General features: G+C 62.8%; 10 protein-coding genes. All 10 read left to right on the top strand.

Translation table 11 applies throughout. The features are described from left to right. On the top strand, positions 1-482 hold a 482-nt coding region (locus tag EO170_RS01825), incomplete at its 5' end, for an acyl carrier protein (protein ID WP_164740870.1). A gap of 123 nt (positions 483-605) precedes the next feature. Continuing rightward, positions 606-10811, top strand: coding sequence for an SDR family NAD(P)-dependent oxidoreductase (locus EO170_RS01820; protein WP_126942071.1), 10206 nt, complete (start codon positions 606-608; stop codon positions 10809-10811). Between the two features lie 145 nt (positions 10812-10956). Continuing rightward, positions 10957-11187, top strand: a complete 231-nt coding sequence (locus tag EO170_RS01815) for an MbtH family NRPS accessory protein (protein ID WP_126942069.1) — start codon at positions 10957-10959, stop codon at positions 11185-11187. After that, a complete protein-coding gene (locus EO170_RS01810; RefSeq protein WP_126942067.1) occupies positions 11184-12053 on the top strand; it encodes an alpha/beta hydrolase in 870 nt (289 codons plus the stop codon). Before EO170_RS01815 ends, EO170_RS01810 begins: the two co-directional genes overlap by 4 nt. A gap of 3 nt (positions 12054-12056) precedes the next feature. Beyond that, on the top strand, positions 12057-13160 hold the full coding sequence (locus EO170_RS01805) for a glycosyltransferase (protein ID WP_126942065.1): 1104 nt from the start codon (positions 12057-12059) through the stop codon (positions 13158-13160). 13 nt (positions 13161-13173) lie between these two features. After that, positions 13174-14076 (top strand): ACP S-malonyltransferase, encoded by a 903-nt coding sequence (gene fabD / locus EO170_RS01800; protein ID WP_206513966.1) that lies wholly within the window; start codon positions 13174-13176, stop codon positions 14074-14076. A gap of 16 nt (positions 14077-14092) precedes the next feature. Continuing rightward, positions 14093-15043, top strand: a complete 951-nt coding sequence (locus EO170_RS01795; protein ID WP_126942063.1) for a polysaccharide deacetylase family protein — start codon at positions 14093-14095, stop codon at positions 15041-15043. Then, on the top strand, positions 15040-15726 hold the full coding sequence (locus EO170_RS01790) for an ABC transporter ATP-binding protein (RefSeq protein ID WP_126942061.1): 687 nt from the start codon (positions 15040-15042) through the stop codon (positions 15724-15726). Before EO170_RS01795 ends, EO170_RS01790 begins: the two co-directional genes overlap by 4 nt. Positions 15727-15737: 11 nt before the next feature. Then, positions 15738-16448 (top strand): aldo/keto reductase, encoded by a 711-nt coding sequence (locus EO170_RS01785; RefSeq protein ID WP_126942059.1) that lies wholly within the window; start codon positions 15738-15740, stop codon positions 16446-16448. Between the two features lie 178 nt (positions 16449-16626). After that, the gene (locus tag EO170_RS01780) at positions 16627-17775 is read left to right on the top strand and encodes an ABC transporter permease (protein ID WP_126942058.1); all 1149 of its coding nucleotides are present in this window, start codon (positions 16627-16629) and stop codon (positions 17773-17775) included. Positions 17776-17777 lie beyond the last annotated feature (2 nt).

The raw sequence follows: 17777 nt of genomic DNA, 5'->3' as shown, positions 1-17777 counted from the left end.
ATGTACAGCACTTCGGCAAGCGTTTCGCACAGGATGCGCTCGATGCGCCGGAGCTCACTGCCATTGCCCCGGCCCCGGCCCGCGGCAATGGCAGTGAGCTCCGGCGCATCGAGCGCATCCTGTGCGAAACGCTTGCCGAAGTGCTGTACATGAAAGTGGCCGACATTGGTGTGCGCACCGCCTTCGTCGATCTGGGTATGGATTCGGTGATGGGGGTGGAGTGGTTGCCGATGATCCAGCAGGAGCTAGGCGTAGCGCTTGGCGCGACCAAGATCTACGAATACCCGACGCTCAGCGAACTGGCAGTGTTTGTGCTGTCGCAACTGCCTAGCACGGCACTGGAAGCGGCACCACCTGCACAACAGCGTTCCATCGACGAATGGCTTCAGGCCATCTATGACGGCACGGCAAGCCCGGACGACGCACCGCATTGGCTGCAGGTCCAACATGCCGCCTCTGCCGGAGGCCGGCATGCTCATTGAGCTGGCACGCTGCGGTTGTAGAAGCGCGCGTCGGCCGCCGTGAATCAGCTGACCCGTGCTTGTCGGCTATAGAGATGATGTGTGGCGGATCGTTGTTTCAGGAAGATCAAACGGACGGCGGATATGAATCAGCAAGACATTCTTGGCGCATTGCAAGCTAGAAAGATCACGCCGGAGCAAGCGAAGGCGATGCTGGCTGCGCCGGCGCGAACGGACCAGACGGCAACACCGTCGTCGACGCCATCATCAGCGACGCCGGCCAGCGAGCGCATCGCGATCGTCGGGATGTCTGGTCGTTATCCCGGCGCTGGCTCGCTTCAAGCGTTCTGGCAGTTGCTGGCCGAAGGCAGATCGGGAGTCCGCGACGTTCCACCGTCGCGATGGAAGGTCGAGGATTACTACGATGCTCGGCCACAGCTGCCTGGCAAGATGTATTGCAGATCGATGGGTGCGCTGGATGACATCGAGTACTTCGATCCGCTGTTCTTCGGCATCTCGCCGGCAGAAGCTGCATTGATGGATCCACAGCACAGGTTGTTCCTGCAGGAAGGCTATCGTGCCTTCGAAGATGCCGCCTATGCCCCGTCGCGTCTGGATGGCGCCCGATGCGGCGTCTACCTCGGCATCATGGGCAATGAGTACGTGAGCCTGTGCCAGCGTGCCGGCGCGGGCATCGGCGAAGCGACAGGAAATTCCGCATCGATTGCGGCCGCACGAATCGCCTATCACCTGAATCTGAAAGGCCCGGCGATCGCCATCGATACCGCCTGCTCGTCGTCGCTGGTGGCCACCCACCTGGCCTGCCAGGCCCTGCTCGCTGGCGAAATCGATCTCGCACTGGCTGGCGGTGTCACCTTGTACCTGACGCCGGAGAGCTATATCAGTATGTGCGGGGCCGGCATGCTCTCCGCTGCAGGCCGATGTAGTGCATTCGATAACGCTGCCGATGGCTTCGTGCCCGGCGAGGGCGTCGGTGCGCTGGTCCTCAAACGGCTTAGCGATGCGATCGCCGACAACGACCGTATTCACGCGGTCGTGCTGGGTTCGGGCATCAATCAGGACGGACGTACCAACGGCATCACTGCGCCAAGCATCCGCAGCCAGATCGACCTGCTGCGCGATGTGTATCGACGTCATGGAATCGATCCGGCATCGATCGGCTATGTCGAGGCCCATGGCACCGGAACCAAGCTCGGCGATCCGATCGAATTCGAGGCGCTGACCACGGCCTTTCGCGAAGCGACCAGCGACACGCGGTTCTGCGCACTCGGATCGGTGAAGAGCAATATCGGGCACACCTCAGCGGCAGCGGGTGTGGCGAGCGTGCATAAGGTCGTTCTGGCGTTGCGTGAGCGGCAGCTGGTTCCCAGCCTGCATTACACCCAGCCCAACGAGCACTGCGCGATGGAACTCTCGCCCTTCGTGGTCAATACCGAGCTGCGCCCATGGCAGGGCTCCGCATCGACGGCCCGGCGCGCTGCGGTGAGTTCGTTCGGCTACAGCGGCACGAACGCGCACCTCGTGCTGGAGGAGTGGACCGACCCGACCCCGCCGTCGCATTCAGGACCGGAGCCGGTGCTGTTCGTGGTCTCGGCCCGCGACGTTAACCTGCTGCGGAGCCAGTGCCGCTCCCTGCTTCGCTACCTTTCCCTGGATCAGGACATTCCGCTGCCCGACGTCGCCTTCACCTTGCAGGTGGGACGCGAGGCCTTCGAACATCGACTGGCCTTTGTGGTCGATACCCGGGAAGAGGCGATCGCGAAGCTGGAGCGCTACCTGTCCGGCGATGCGACGGATGATCTGCTGCTCGGGCACGTCACTGCACTGATGCGCGATGCCCGCTTGCAGGATGACGATACGCAGACGCTGCACTACGACGGCACTAGCGCCGAAGGACTTGCAGCGGTGGCCGCGCGTTGGGTTCAAGGATTCGATCCGCGGTGGCGCGATCTGTCCCGACCAAGCCGCGTACGCCTGGCGCACCTACCCACCTACCCGTTCGCCAGGGAGTATTGCTGGGTAGGTGCTGTCGTCGATCGCGATGTCGCCGCTGCACCTGGACGGGACAGCCCCCCGGTCACCGACGAGTGCCTACCGCAGACCGCTTCGGCGCCGGCGACACCGTTCGCGCATCTCGAACTGCTGATCCCCGAGCTCCATGTCGTGCCCTCGCCCGCTGTCGCCGGCGTCGATGCGCAGGCGCAGGTGGTCCTGGTGGGTGCAAGTGACAGCGAAGCCGCTGCGTTCGTGCATTTCTGGCCGCGTGCTAATCGACTGAACTTGCCCACCGCCGGGGGTGTCGATGCGTGGGTCGCATCGCTGCGCGCTCTGGGGCGCATCGACCACATCGTCTGGATCGCAGCAGACCACGCTACTGCGCGTCCCGACGAGATCCTGGTCTATCAGAGCCAATGCGAGCAGGTGCATGTCTGCTTCCGGGCGATCAAGGCATTGCTCGAGCATGGCTACGCAGCCGCGCCGTTGGAGTGGACATTGATCACGCGTGAACTCAATGCAACGCCGTCCCACGCCGCGCTACTGGGTCTGGTCGCAAGCGCGGTCAAGGAGCAGGAAAACTGGAGCGCGAGGTTGGTCGATATCGGCCGGGACGAGGCGATGCCCGTCGGCCAGATCGCTGCCATACAGATCGATACGACCGGGCGGACCTGGATCCACCGTTCGGGCAAGTGGGCACGCGAGCATTTGCAGCCCGTCCCGGTGCCGTCCCGCGCCGACGGCGCCTTCCGCCGCAACGGCGTCTATCTGATCGTCGGAGGTGCCGGTGGCGTCGGCGAAGTCTTTACCAAGTACCTGTTGCGTCATTACCAGGCCCGCGTGGTGTGGGTGGGACGTCGGCCGGCCGATGGCGACGTGGCTGCAAAGCTGGGCAATCTAGCCGATCTGGGGCCGGCCCCGCTCTACCTGCAGGCCGATGCGACGGATCCGGGCGCGCTGGCCGAGGTGCGCGTACGCGTGATGGAGACATATGGCCAGCTTCATGGCGTCATCCATTCGGCGATCGAACTGCACGATCAGAGCGTTGCCAGCATGGATGCACAGCGCTTTGAGCAAATCTTCGCCACCAAGGCGCAAGTGGCAAGCAATCTGTTTCGTATTTTCGGGCAGGATCCGCTGGACTGCATCGTGCTGTTCTCTTCGCTCGCAAGTTATTCGCGCGAGGCTGGCCAGAGCAACTACAGCGCCGGGAGTCTGTACCAGGATGCCTTGGCCCGATACTTGGCGAACCGTCTGGCGCCACGGATCAAGACGATCAATTGGGGCTTCTGGGGCGGCATCGGCGCGACTGCGGCATTGCCTCCAAGCGTCAGCGAGCGCTTTGCCCAACTTGGCGTCGGCGCGCTGGAGCCGGAGGAGGCGATGGCTGCCCTGGAAATCTTCATGCATGCCGCTGTGCCCCAGCTGGCGGTCCTGCACCGGCTCTGGCCGGACCAGCGGCCGGAATCATCGCCAGACGCCGTCCCAACCTCACCTGAAGTCGTTGAAATGCTCGAACTTCCCAATACGGTGGCCGCCATCGACGTCGAAGCCCATGTGAAAACAACGCTGCTTTCCCAGCTGGCAGCAACACTCAAGCTCGCTCCAGAGCGTATCGATCCCGATGGGGCATTTGCCTCCTACGGTGTGGATTCGATCAGCAGCGTGCGGATCGTGCGCGCACTCAACGATGCCTTGAGGATCGATGTGGCCGGCACAGCGCTGTTCGACCACAGCTCGGTGAACAAACTCGTTCACCACATCCTGCAGGCGTATGACCACGGGCAGTTGCTCCACGGTGCCGACACATCCCTGCCACATCCTGCGGCGCCTGCGCAGACGCATGTGCAAGAGCCGCCGGACGGTGCCAGCCGCCTACAGCCTCACACAGCTGCCGCCCCCGGCGTCGGCATCGCCGCTCCGATCGCCATCGTCGGCATGAGCGGCCGCTTTCCCGCCTCGGCCGACCTGCAGGAGCTATGGGCTCACCTGGCTGCCGGCGACGAGGTCATCGGACCGATCACGCGCTGGCAGGTCGATACCTCGCAGCTGCCGGAACATACCCGGGTGTGCCCGCGAGGCGGATTCCTGGACGACATCGACCAGTTCGATCCGCTTTTCTTCAATATTTCCGGGACCGAAGCCACCTATATGGATCCGCAGCATCGACTGCTGCTCGAAACGTCCTGGCATGCGCTGGAAGACGCAGGGTATGCAGGGGAAAGCATCGCCGGCGCGCGCTGCGGCGTCTATATGGGGTTCAATGGCGGAGACTACGGCCAGCTGCTCCAGGACCAGCCATCGCTTCCGCCGCATGCGATGTGGGGCAATGCGGCCTCGGTTCTATCTGCACGTATCGCCTACTATCTCGACCTGCAGGGTCCGGCCATCACCTTGGACACCGCGTGCTCAAGTTCGCTGGTTGCCGTGCACCTGGCGTGCCAGGGATTGTGGACAGGAGAAACGGACATTGCGCTCGCCGGCGGTGTCTGGATCCAGTGCACGCCAGGCTTCCTGATCTCCTCCAGCCGCGCGGGCATGCTATCGCCAACGGGTCAATGCCGCGCCTTCAGTGCCGATGCGGACGGATTCGTGCCGTCCGAAGGCGTCGCTGTCGTCGTGCTGAAGCGACTGCAGGACGCACTGGACGCCGGGGACTATATCCATGGCGTGATTAAGGGCAGTGGGATCAATCAGGACGGCGCTAGCAATGGCATCACCGCGCCCAGCGCCGCCGCGCAGGAACGCCTGCAACGTCAGGTCTACGACACGTTCGGGATCGATCCGGAACACCTGCAGATGGTCGAGGCGCACGGAACCGGGACAATCCTCGGCGATCCGATCGAGGCCGCGGCGCTGACCCGTTCGTTCCGTCACTACACCCAGCGCAAAGGCTTCTGCACGCTGGGCTCGATCAAGACCAACATCGGGCATACCGGTGCCGCTGCCGGTGTCGCAGGCCTGATAAAAGTCCTGCTGGCGATGCGCCACCGGCAGATCCCACCCTCGCTGCATTTCAGCCAGCCCAATCCCCATATCGCCTTCAGTGATAGCCCGTTTGTCGTCAACACCGCGTTGCAGGACTGGACCGTCCCCAGCGGGCAACGTCGGATGGCGGCCGTGAGCTCGTTTGGATTAAGCGGTACCAATGCGCACGTGGTGGTGGAAGAAGCAGAAAACGCATCGGCATCTGTCGCGCAAGCCGCTTCAGCGGAGCCTAACTTGCTCCTGTTGTCCGGTTATCGCGCCGAGGATCTACCGGCGCAGGCCAAAGCGTTGGCCGAGCACCTGGAGCGTCATGCCGCTGTCGATATTGCCGCGGTCGGGTTCACCCTTGCAGCGGGGCGGCGTCATCACGGTCATCGCCTGGCGTTGATCGCCGGTGACGCGAAGGATGCCGCACGCGAGCTGCGCCAATGGCTGGCGGGCGCGACCTCGCGCGTGATGGCATCTGAGGCCGCACCTGGCACGGCCCACGCTGGTATTTCGGCGCAGGCGCAATATGGGATCGGCATGCTGGCGCTCGAAACCGACAGCGGCAAGCGCGAGCGCCTGTTATCCGAACTGGCGACGCTGTACGTGCAGGGAGCGCGCATGCAACTCGGCCCTGTATTCAGGACCCAGAGGCGTATCCCGCTCCCCGGCTACCGATTCTCGCGCAAACGGTATTGGGTTCCGCAGAGCAGCCGGGCTGGCAGTACGGCCATCGAAGCGGCACCGGCTACAGGCACAGCTACAACGACGGAAGCGCCGCCGCTGGAGCCATTGCATCCGTTCGTGCATGAGGTGCTGGACACTGCACCCAACGCCAGCTTCGTCACCCGTTGGACGGGCGAAGAGTTCTTCCTGCGCGATCATGTCGTGCAAGGAGTCCCGATGCTCCCGGGCGCCGCGTGTCTGGAAATGGCATGGGCGGCCGTCGATCTGGCCTATCCAGGCCGGCATGTCCGCCAGCTGCGTAATGTGGTCTGGTTGCGTCCTCTTGTCGCCGGAGCCCCGGTGGAACTGCGGGTGGTCCTGGAGCCCCCGCAAGGCGCTGATGTCGGCTTCCGCGTGCTCGGTGCGGACAACGACATACCGCACTGCCAGGGCCGCGCGGTGTTGGGTCGAGCATCCCCTTCGCCGATGATCGACCTGGCATCGATCCGCAGCCGCTGCAAACAACGCCAGTTGTCCGCAGGCGACTACTACGACGCCTTCAAGCTCATGGGACTTTCCTACGGGGAAAGTTACCGGGGTATCGAACGGGCATTCGTTGGTGCGGACGAGATTCTGGCACAGGTCAGGGTGCCCGCCAGCGCCGAGCAGACGCATCCGGACTTCCTGATGCACCCGAGTCTGCTCGATAGCGCATTGCAGGTGTCGATCGGTTTTGAGATCGGAGCCGAGCGCGCGATGGACCCGGTTGAGGAGACGCAGCCGCGCTCACTGATGCTGTTTGCACTCGACCGGCTGCAGGTGTTCGGCCACTGTCCGGCACAGGTCTGGGTCTGGATTCGCCGTGAGCCAGGCGCATCCAGCCATAAGCTCGACATCGATCTCTTTGACGCGGCTGGACAGATCCTGATCAAGTTGCAGGGCGTCACCTCGCGCGCGAGCGGCGCACCTGCGCGCAGCGACACAAGGCCGGCTACCGCACTGCCCAAGCCGTCCAGCAGAGGGCTGGACCAAGCGGCGCCGGCACCCACTGAACCAGGTGCCGCGGCTGCAGAAAGCGCTCAGGCAACGCGTGATGACCTGTGTGCGGACGCCTTGCGCGACGCGTGCCTGGTCGGCGCCTTGACCTTGGCTCCGGTCTGGGAACCGACACTCCCCCCGGAGGCAAGTTCATGGCCAGGCAACAGAGAAGCGCTTGCGGTCATCGGCGGTGACGAGACCCAGCGTTCGTCGCTCAAAAGCCTCTATCCGCGCGCGAAGTATCTTCCAGCATCGATCGGCGACACCGCCGAGCACGCTGCCGACCAACTGCGCAGCATCGGCACGCTGGATCACCTTCTATGGTTGGTGCCGGAGAGCGCATACCGCAGCATTGACGGCGAAAGCATCGTCAACGAACAGCAGCGTGGCGTGCTGGCCATCTTCCGGCTCGTCAAGGCATTGGTGAAGCTTGGATACGCCGACAAGCCGCTGGGCCTGACGATCATCACCACAGGCAGCCAACCGGTGCTCGAGGGTGAAGCGAACGACCCCACTCACGCTGGCGTGCACGGGATCGTCGGAACCACCGCCAAGGAATATCCACGCTGGCGCGTGCGACTGCTGGATCTGCAGCCAGGCGCGCCATGGCCACTGGGAGATCTATTGACCATTGCTGCGGACGCCGACGGCAATGCCTGGGCGTCGCGTCATGGTAGATGGTATCGGCAGCGCTGGATGCCGTGCGCGATGCCCCCGCCGACGCAGCCGGCGTTCCGTCAAAACGGCGTCTATGTGCTGATCGGAGGCGCCGGCGGTATCGGCGAGGCGTTCAGCGAATACCTGATCCGTCAGTACACGGCCCAGGTGGTATGGATCGGGTTGCGAAAGCGCGACGATGTCATCGAACAGAAGATCAGCCGTCTGAGCGCGCTGGGGCAGGCGCCCTACTACATCTCGGCCGATGCCACCGACCAAGTCGCACTGGAGCGGGCTTGCATCGAGGTCGAGACGCAGTTCGGAACGATCCATGGTGTCGTCCATGCGGCGCTGCTCATGGCTGGCGATACGCTTGAGCGCATGGACGAACAGCGCTTCTGGCGCGGCTTAGCCGCCAAGATCGAAGTCTCGGTGCGCATGGCACAGGCTTTTGCGCATTTGCCGTTGGACTTCGTACTGTTCTTTTCATCCATCCAGGCCTTGGAAAAGACCGAACGCCAAGCGAACTACGCAGCTGGATGCACCGTCGAAGATGCCTACGCCGCCAGGTTGGCACGCGAATGGAACTGTCCGGTGCGCGTGGTGAACTGGGGGTATTGGGGCAGCGTCGGTTTTGCCGCGGTTTCCAGTGGTTACCGCAATTGGATCGCGCAAGCTGGGATGGGCTCGGTGGAGCCGGCGGAGGGGATGCTCGCACTGGAAAAACTGCTGGCCGGCCCCTTCCGTCAGCTGGCGTTCGTCAAGACAGAACGGCCGAACGCGTTGCGGGGAGTCCAGTTCTCCGACGACCGATTGACACGCCTGGAGGACGCCGCGCCGGTGGTACCACTGGATGTCCAGATAGACATGGATCCGGCCGCACTGATCAGCGAGGGCCTGCCCCCGCGATTCGAAGCACTGCTGCTGGAGCTGATGTGCCACGAACTCGAACAGCTTGGCGCGTTCGCTGATGTGCAGGTTTCGGATCATCCAGTCGTGGCGCAGTACCGTCCCTGGCTGCGGCACACCCTGGACGTGCTTGCGCAGCACGGCCTGGCCGCCGAACACGATGGTCGCTGGCGACGGCTCGGGCCGTCGGCGACGGCATCGCCTTGGGTGGAATGGGAGCGCTGCGCGCAGCAATGGCGCGCAACTCCGCAGCTCGCCGCTCCGGTCTTGTTGGCCGAAGCAACGCTTCGTGAGCTGGGGCAAGTGCTCGGTGGCAAGCGCGCCGCGACCGATGTGCTGTTTCCGAAGTCATCGCCGCACCTGGTGGAAGGAATCTATCGCGACAGCCCGGTGCCGGACTTCTTCAATCGCGTCCTCTGCCAGGTGGTGACCCGCTACATCGAACGGCGTCGTCGTCTGGATCCGGAGGTGCGTCTGCGTATCCTGGAGATCGGCGCCGGCACCGGTGGCACCACCGCGCCGTTGATCCAGGCCCTAGCACCGTATGCCGATGTCATTGCCGACTACCGGTTCACCGACATCTCCAAGGCATTCGTGGTGGCCGCGGAGAACGACTACGGCGCCCAGGTGCCCTACATGCGCTACCAGACCTTTGACGTCGAGCGCGCAGTGGCGCCTCAGGACATCGGCGTCGGGGAATTCGATATCGTCATTGCCGCAAACGTCCTGCACGCGACCGTCGATATCCACAAGACGTTGCGCAATGCCAAGGCGGCCCTGAAGCGCAACGGCGTCATCGTCCTGAACGAGGTATGCGCTACCAGCCTGTTCGCCCATGCCACCTTCGGTCTGCTCAAGGGATGGTGGCTGTACGCAGATGCCCATTTGCGCCTTCCCGGGTCGCCGGCGTTGTCGCCTGAATCATGGTGCGATGTCCTGGCCCAGCAGGGCTTCGGTGCGATTGCATTGCCGGCCGAGAACGCCCGTGCGCTGGGACAGCAGATCATCGTCGCCGCCAGCGATGGCTGGGTCCGCCAGCCGCTCGCCAGCACGATGGTTCGAGTCGAGCACGTCGCAGCCGGCGCCAAGCCAATCACTGCCGCCGTGGCGCAGCTCGCGGTCGAACAGGTCGATGTCGAGACCGACAGCGCTGCTGCCTCGCTTCGCCGGCTTGTCCGCAGCACCCTCGCCGACACGCTCGCTATCGACGTGGCCGACATCCGTGACGACATCCAGCTCTCGGACTACGGCCTGGATTCGATGCTGGCAGTGCAGGCGGTAGAGGTACTCAACACCCAGGCGGACACCAGCTTGACCACGACCAGCCTGTTCGACTATCCGACCGTGGACGCCATCGTGGCGCATATCCAAAGGATTGGCGGGACCGTGCCCACATCGCTTCCATCCAGCCCCGCACCGACAACGGTAACGGCATCTACGGCTGCGCCACCAGCGTCCACGGATCGCCTCACACAGGCGATTGTTCGGACCTTGATCGAAGTTGCCGGTATCGAGCGTAGTGACATACGTTCCGATGCGCAGTTCGTGGACTACGGCATCGATTCGATGCTGGCGGTTCAGATCGTCGAGGTGTTGAACCAGAGCTTCGAGATCGAGTTGACCAGCACGGTCTTGTTCGACCATCCGACCATCGATGCACTGGTCCTGCATATCGGTGCGCTCCTTCCCGGAGTAGATGCTGCGCCGGCCACACCGGCCACGACCGGCATCGGACACCCGGCCACCGACGTCGAATCGGTTTCCCGTAATGGCCTGCGTCAGCGTCTGGTGCAGGAACTGTGTGCCGTGCTGGACATTGATGCTGGCGACTTCGACGCGCAGCTCCCGTTCGCCGACTACGGCCTGGATTCCATGCTCGCCGTGCAATGGGTGGAGCGTTTGAACCAGTCGCTGCAGTTAGAGCTGACCACGACCAGTCCATTCGACCATCCGACCCTGGATGCATTGCTGCGGCACATCATGGAGGGGCGCGAGGAACATGAGCGCTTAGTCGCCGACGCCTCGACGACATCGGTATCGCTGACCACGCCTGGAAAAACACGCCCCCAACCCTTGAGCTACACGATATGAACCGATCAGCGTCCAGGACCAGTCTTGTTGGCGCAAGTCGTACCGAACGACGCCATTGGTGCCGTCAGTGGCTGGCATTTATCTCCTGGCGTCGTCGATCCACCCAACAGCGCGGGATATCGTCCTGCCAAAGCCGGAGGTGAAGATGTCTGAGCAAGATACGTCCGAGGATTTCATCGTGTTGATCAATGACGAGGAGCAGTACTCGCTTTGGTCATGTTCCATCGACGTCCCCGCAGGGTGGCGGGTGGTGCACGGCCCGTCGACCAAGCAGGCATGCCTGGACTATGTCGATGAGGTGTGGACAGACCTCACGCCGCGCAGCGTCCGGCTGGCGTTGCAGGAAAACGCATCCGGCAGCGGCAGCGCGCAATGAGCGAGGCATCGATACGCATCCGCGTGGCCGAGGATGTGGCGCTGCATGTGCGCATCTGGGGGCCACCACCGATCAAGTTGCTGTTGGTCCACGGCTTTGGACAAGGTGGCTTCGTCTGGCGTGCGCTCGCACACTCGATGCCAGAGTGTGGGATCGCAGCCGTCGATTTGCGCGGTCATGGCGATTCAGACCGTGATCGTATGCGACATTATTCGGTGGTATCGCATGTCGAGGACGTCGTCACGGTAGCGCGTGCGCTCGAGCTGCGGGACTATGTTTTGATCGGGCATTCGTTGGGTGCGGCGGTTTCGATTCTGGCTGCCGAGCGCTTGCCCTGCCCTCCGCGTGCGGTCGTATTGATCGACGGTGGCCCTGGCTTGAGTGTGTCGGCGTCAGCCTATATCCGCGACGAATTCCTTCGCTCGAAGTTCCGTTATCACTCCATTGCCGAATACCAGGAGCACCTGCAGGCATCGATGCCACTGGCGGCAACATCGCTGCTGCATGCCATCGCCAGTGATGCGTTGCAAGCGCTGGGGCCTGCAGAGTTCCGGCTCAAGGCGGATCGCGCGCTCGGCTATCAGGAGCCGTGTCCCAGGCTTGAGCAGACGTTGTGGGATGCGCTAGAACGCATCATGGTTCCGCTATTGCTGGTGCGTGGCGCCGTATCGGCGTTATGCTCCAAGCGCTGGACCGAGGACTTTCTCGCTCGTATACCGCATGCGACCGTCGAAGCGGTGGACAGGGCTGGCCATGCGGTCATGTTGGATAACCCGGTACGCTTCAATGCATTGGTCCGCCATTATGTCTCCCATTGGCTGGATTCCCACGGCGCTCCGCCGTTTCACCTCGATCAACTGGGCTGAACGATGCTTTGGCATGCTGTCATTACGCGTTTCAGCTATCGCCATTCGACCACGCGAGCCGGTCTGAACGGCGTGCTGGTTTCGGTACTTCGCCGCGATCCCTTGCAGCCCGAACGCCTAGCGTTTCGCTATCGACTGTTCGAGCTGACCTGTTTGCCATCGCTGCTGGCCCAGACCGAGCAGAACTTCGACTGGTTCATCATCGTGGATCCGGACCTGCCGCAGCCATGGCGTGAGCGGCTACAGACCCTGGTGGCCGCCCGGGCACGCACCCATCTGCACGACTACGATCCCGGCGAGGACCTGAGCGGAACACAGTGGCTGAGCCAGCATGCGCCGCCGCAGGCAAGTCTGTTGGTGACGACACTGCTGGACGACGACGATGCGCTGCCATCGAACTTCATTGAACAGATGCAGCGCGTGATCACCGAGCGAAGCAGCGAGCTTGCTCCCGTGGCGACGTTGGCGAGCAGAAAGAGCCGGCAATGGGAGTTGCTGCATAGCCGGCGAGCACCACTCGGCTATCAATGCACCTGGCATCGCGGCAATTGGGTTCTGTCCACCGGACTCTCGCTATTGTGTCGGTGGCCGCAACATGACGTGACGGTGCTTGCGATCCACCACCAGGTAGCGGACCTGTGGTACCGGCCGGAACGCGGTCCTGCGCTGATGCAGCTGCTTCAGGAACGCTGGTCGCTGCCCGATGAACGTGCGGTCGAGGCGACCGCCTTCATCGCAGGTCGCATGGATGACTTCAGCGGCCGTGTTGCCGGCTACGATGAGACCACGGTCGCCCCCAATGACCGGCTCCTGCGCTTTGTCGATATGAGCGATGTGGTCGAGCCATTTGTCGTCAGCAACCACTTCGGCAATGACCAGGTCCTCCGCTTGTTCGAGCCAAAATCCGACCGCGTGCCGGTGCAAGGAGCAGCAGATTTTCCAGGTGTGCCCATCGACCTGGGAGAATTTCAGCGCAAGGCCCGCAGCTTCGCCAAGCAACCTCGCATCTACCGCAGTTTGCTTGCAGAGCTCTGGTCCAGGCCGATTCCGCTGTGGCCGCGACTACGCCTGCTGGCATGGGCGAGCTGGCGTTTTGCCCGAGCATGAGCGCGATAGGCCGATGGACGACAAGGAGAGCACGATGCGCGCGATGATCTTCCCGGGACAGGGTTCTCAGAAATCCGGTATGGGTGGCGAGCTATTCGACCTGCGCGACTACACCGAGATCGAGCAACAGGTCGACGCACTGCTGGGCTACTCGTTGCGTCGGATGTGTCTCGATAACGCGCAAGCGCTGACCGACACCCGCATCACCCAGCCGTGCCTGTACATGGTCAACGCCTTGCACGGTATTCGCGCGCTAGATAGCGGCATGGCGGTCGCTTGCGTCGCCGGGCATAGCCTCGGCGAGTACAACGCACTACAGGCGGCAGGCGTCTTCGATCTGATGACAGGACTGCGCCTGGTGGCCAAGCGCGGTGAACTGATGGCAAAGGCGCAGGGTGGAGCGATGACCGCCGTGCTCGGACTGAGTTCGGCCAGGATCATCGAGATCATGATGGCCGAGGGATTGGAGGCCATCGATGTCGCCAACTACAACGCACCCACGCAGACCGTCATTTCCGGTCCGGCCGCCGAGGTGGAGAATGCCGCGCGCGCGTTCGAACTGGCTGGCGCGGCGGCATGCATTCGTCTGCCCGTCAGCGGAGCGTTCCATTCCCGTGGCATGGCGAACGCAGCTCGTGCATTTGCCGATTTCATCGAAGATGTGGTCTTTCTTCGCCCGCAGATACCCGTCATCTCCAACGTGACGGGGACGTTCTATCCGGCCCAGGCGTCTAGCGCAGTCATTGCATCGCTTCTGGTCCGGCAGATGGTGCGGCCGGTGCTCTGGGTCAAGTGCGTGGAGAGCATGCTGAAGGTCGGCACCACTTCGTTCGAGGAAGCCGGCCCGGGGAGCGTCCTGACCCGTTTGATCTCGCAGATCCGCGTGAGCGGCCCCTCGCCTGTCGTTACCCACTGAGACCCGGGAAGGAAAAATGGACACCATGCCTCGAGGCCAGGCCGCCGTCATCCTGATGTACCACCGCATTGCCGATGATGGCACCGATCTGTGCGTTTCCCCCGCCGAGTTTCGGGATCATCTGGCCTTTCTGGACGATGCTGGATATCGCGTGCTTCCGCTGCGGACACTGGCTGCAGGATTGAAAAGCGGTGCCCTGCCCGAGCGCAGCGTTGCGATCACCTTCGATGACGGGTATCTGGATGCCCTCACGCACGCCGCGCCGGTCCTGCAGGAGTTCGGCTTCCCGGCGACGTTTTTCGCCATCTCCTCCACGCTCGATGGACCAGGCGAGTTCTGGTGGGAAACGCTCGAGCGCGTGTTTGCACAGTCAGACCTTCCTCCGTCTATCGACAAGGCACTGCCTGACGGGGTCAGCGAGATGCCGACCAGAACACGCCAAGAGCGGCGGGCTGCGTTTGACGCGGTCCGGGCAGCCTTCTACCCGTTGCCCCTCGAAGTACGCCAGGCGCGCATCCGCGAACTTTTGCAATGGAGCGGTTTGCCGTCATCGACGAACGCGACACATGTCCGGGCGTTGAACCCCGATGAACTGCGTGCGCTGAGTCGCCTGCCAGGCATGGAGATCGGTGCGCACACCGAAAACCACCTATTGCTTCCCGCGCAGCCGGCCACGACCAAGGAACGCGAGATCGTGCTCGGTAAACGGCGGTTGGAAGCGGTGCTCGAGCAGGAGGTTGCGACCCTCTCCTACCCGCACGGCGGATTCGACCAGGAGACGGTCGAATTTACGGCACAGGCGGGTTTCACCGTGGCGGTCACCACCGGCAACCTGGCTGCGTCTGTGGAGCACCATTCACTGGTGCTACCGCGTCTTGGGATCCGTTCGGGAGACGACCTGCGCTTGCGTCTGGAGGCCTTGTTCAGTGCAGAGGCGTTGGCCCCGCGGCCGCGTGAGCGAGCATGAGCCTGGTCTCGCTACGCGCGTTGAGGAAGTCCTACGGCCCTGCGGAGCATTGCGTTGACGTGCTGCATGGTCTGGATCTGGACATTGCGCAGGGTGAATTCCTGGCGCTGATGGGTCCCTCCGGCTCGGGCAAGTCCACCCTGCTCAATATCATTGCCGGACTGGACAAGCCGACCTCGGGCGAAGTGCGGGTTGCGGACGAGGATATTTCACGCATGAACACCACGCAGCTCGCGCATTGGCGGGCACGCCAGATCGGCTTCGTATTCCAGCTCTACAATCTGATGCCGGCGTTGACCGCGGCGCAGAATGTCGAAGTGCCGCTGCTGTTGACACGCCTGGGCGCGGTGCGGCGCAGGCAGCAGGTTCATATCGCCATGGATCTGGTGGGGCTTTCGCACCGCGTCCATCACAAGCCGTCGCAGCTTTCAGGAGGACAACAACAACGCGTCGCCATCGCACGCGCCATCGTCACCGATGCGCCACTGCTGGCCTGCGACGAGCCGACCGGCGACCTCGATCGCACTAGCGCCGATGAGGTGCTTGCGTTGCTTGGCGCGCTCAATCGCGAGCACGGCAAGACGATCGTCATGGTCACCCATGACCCGTTGGCCGCAGCGCGTGCGACGCGCCAGTTGCATCTGGACAAGGGGCGTAACATCGACGCCCCTGCGGTTCACTGAGCCGGCTCGCCATGCGCTATGTTTTTCTGGGAGAGACGGGGTTGCGGATCTCGCAGCTGTGCCTGGGCATGGCCGATTTCGGTACGCGCATACCGCCGGATGTGTCGCAGCTGATCTGGAATCGATCTATCGATGCCGGAATCAATCTCTTCGACACGGCTGATGCCGCCCCCGAAAGTGAGGCCTTGCTGGGAGCCTTCGCGCACGAAAAGCGCCAAGCATTGGTGATTTCGACCAAGGTATTCCGCCAGACCGGTCCCGGAGTGAATGATGCGGGACTTTCGCGCAAGCATATCGTCCAGGCATGCGAGGTGTCGCTGCGTCGCCTCAAGACCGACTATATCGATGTGTACCTGGCGCACTCGGACGATTTCCTGACACCGATCGAGGAGACGCTGAGCGCCTTCGACCAGCTCGTCAGGCAGGGAAAGGTGTTGTACGTGGGGGTGTCCAACTACACGGCATGGCGCCTCAACAAGGCGCTGTGGATCGCGCTGATACGCAATTGCACCAGCTACTGCTGCATACAGGCGCTCTACAATCTGCGCAATCGGGACATCGAGGTCGATCTGCTGCCGATGTGTTTGCAGAAGGGTATCGGTGTTCTTGCCTGGAGTCCTCTCGCACGGGGAGCGCTGACAGAAAAGGGTGAGCGATCTTCAGCAAGGCGCCTGGAGTCCTGGTGCCGTCGGGCCGGCTCCAGCCTTCGCCGGCACAGATGACGTTGCTTGATGCAGCGACAGCGCCGCGCATGCCGTATCCGGCAAGTATCGAACCGTTCGCACGCTCGCTCAGGTCATCCGAATGACGCCAGGTCGCCGATAGATCTGCTACTCCCATCTCAGGAAAGCGCCGAATGAACCCAGCATCCATCGAGTTGACGCCGAGAGTGGCTATTCAATGAATCATCTGTTGCTGGTCTGGAAAGGACTATGGAGAAAGCCGGTGCGTACCGGCCTGACTTTCGCTTCGATGACCGTGGCGTTCCTGTTGTTCGGACTGCTCAGCGGCATCAACCAGGGGTTGAACACGGTCACTGAACGGTTCCATCTGGACCGCCTGTACGTGATGAACCGCATCAGCATGTATCACCCACTGGGGTTGCCATTCGCAGAACAGATACAAAAGATCCCTGGAGTAGCGGATGTCGCTTACTGGGCCTACTTCGTCGGCTATTACCAGCGGCCTACGGTGCAGTTGCCGATCGTCGCCGCCGATGTCCAGCGAATGTTCCGCATGTATCCCGAGCTGCGCCTGCCTGCCGAGAAGGTACAGGACATGCTTCGCATCAGGTCCGGGGCGATCATCAGCCGCAACCTGGCAAAGCGCTTCAACTGGAAGCCTGGCGACAGGATACCGATCAAGTCCTCGCTTTGGCCGCGCAAGGATGGGAGCGATGTGTGGTACTTCGACATCGTCGGCATTTACGAGCCAATTGAGGCATCTCCCGCACTCAATGACCTGTTCTTCATCAATCTGGAGTACTTCGACGAGGCTCGTGCCTATGGGGCCGGCTCGGTCCACCTGATGATCGTCCGCGTGCAGGACGAGCGACAGAGCGGAGCGATCGCCAAGACGATCGATGACATGGCGGAAAATTCCGCGTTCCAGACCCGTACCCGCACCGAGAACGCGTACGCCGCCGTGCAGTGGCGACAGATCAACGATCTGCGCAAGGTCAGCAACTTCATTATCGGGACCGTCTTGTTCACCCTGATCGTGGTCAGTGCCAGCACCATGATGCAGTCGGTGCGCCAACGCTTCCCGGAGCTCGCCCTGCTGATGACGCTGGGTTTTACCCCGCTGCGTATTGCCCTGTTGATCCTCGCAGAGTCATTGTTGCTGTGCCTGTTGGCGGCGGCGGCGGGGATCGGTCTGACAACACTGGTATTTCCTTACGTTGCCGAGCTGTTCGGTGCCATGCGGCTGCAGCCGGCAGCCATGGTCTATGTGCTGCTCATCGCGGTCGGCATCGCCGTGGTCAGCGCGGTGCTGCCGATTCTTCGAGCGATGCGATTCAGCATCGTCGCTGCCTTGTCCGGGCGCTAGGA

Origin of the sequence: Xanthomonas sp. BRIP62409 (assembly GCF_003992965.1) — a bacterium.
GTDB classification, from domain to species: domain Bacteria; phylum Pseudomonadota; class Gammaproteobacteria; order Xanthomonadales; family Xanthomonadaceae; genus Xanthomonas; species Xanthomonas euroxanthea.
This window is presented reverse-complemented; position numbering and strand designations above follow the sequence as displayed.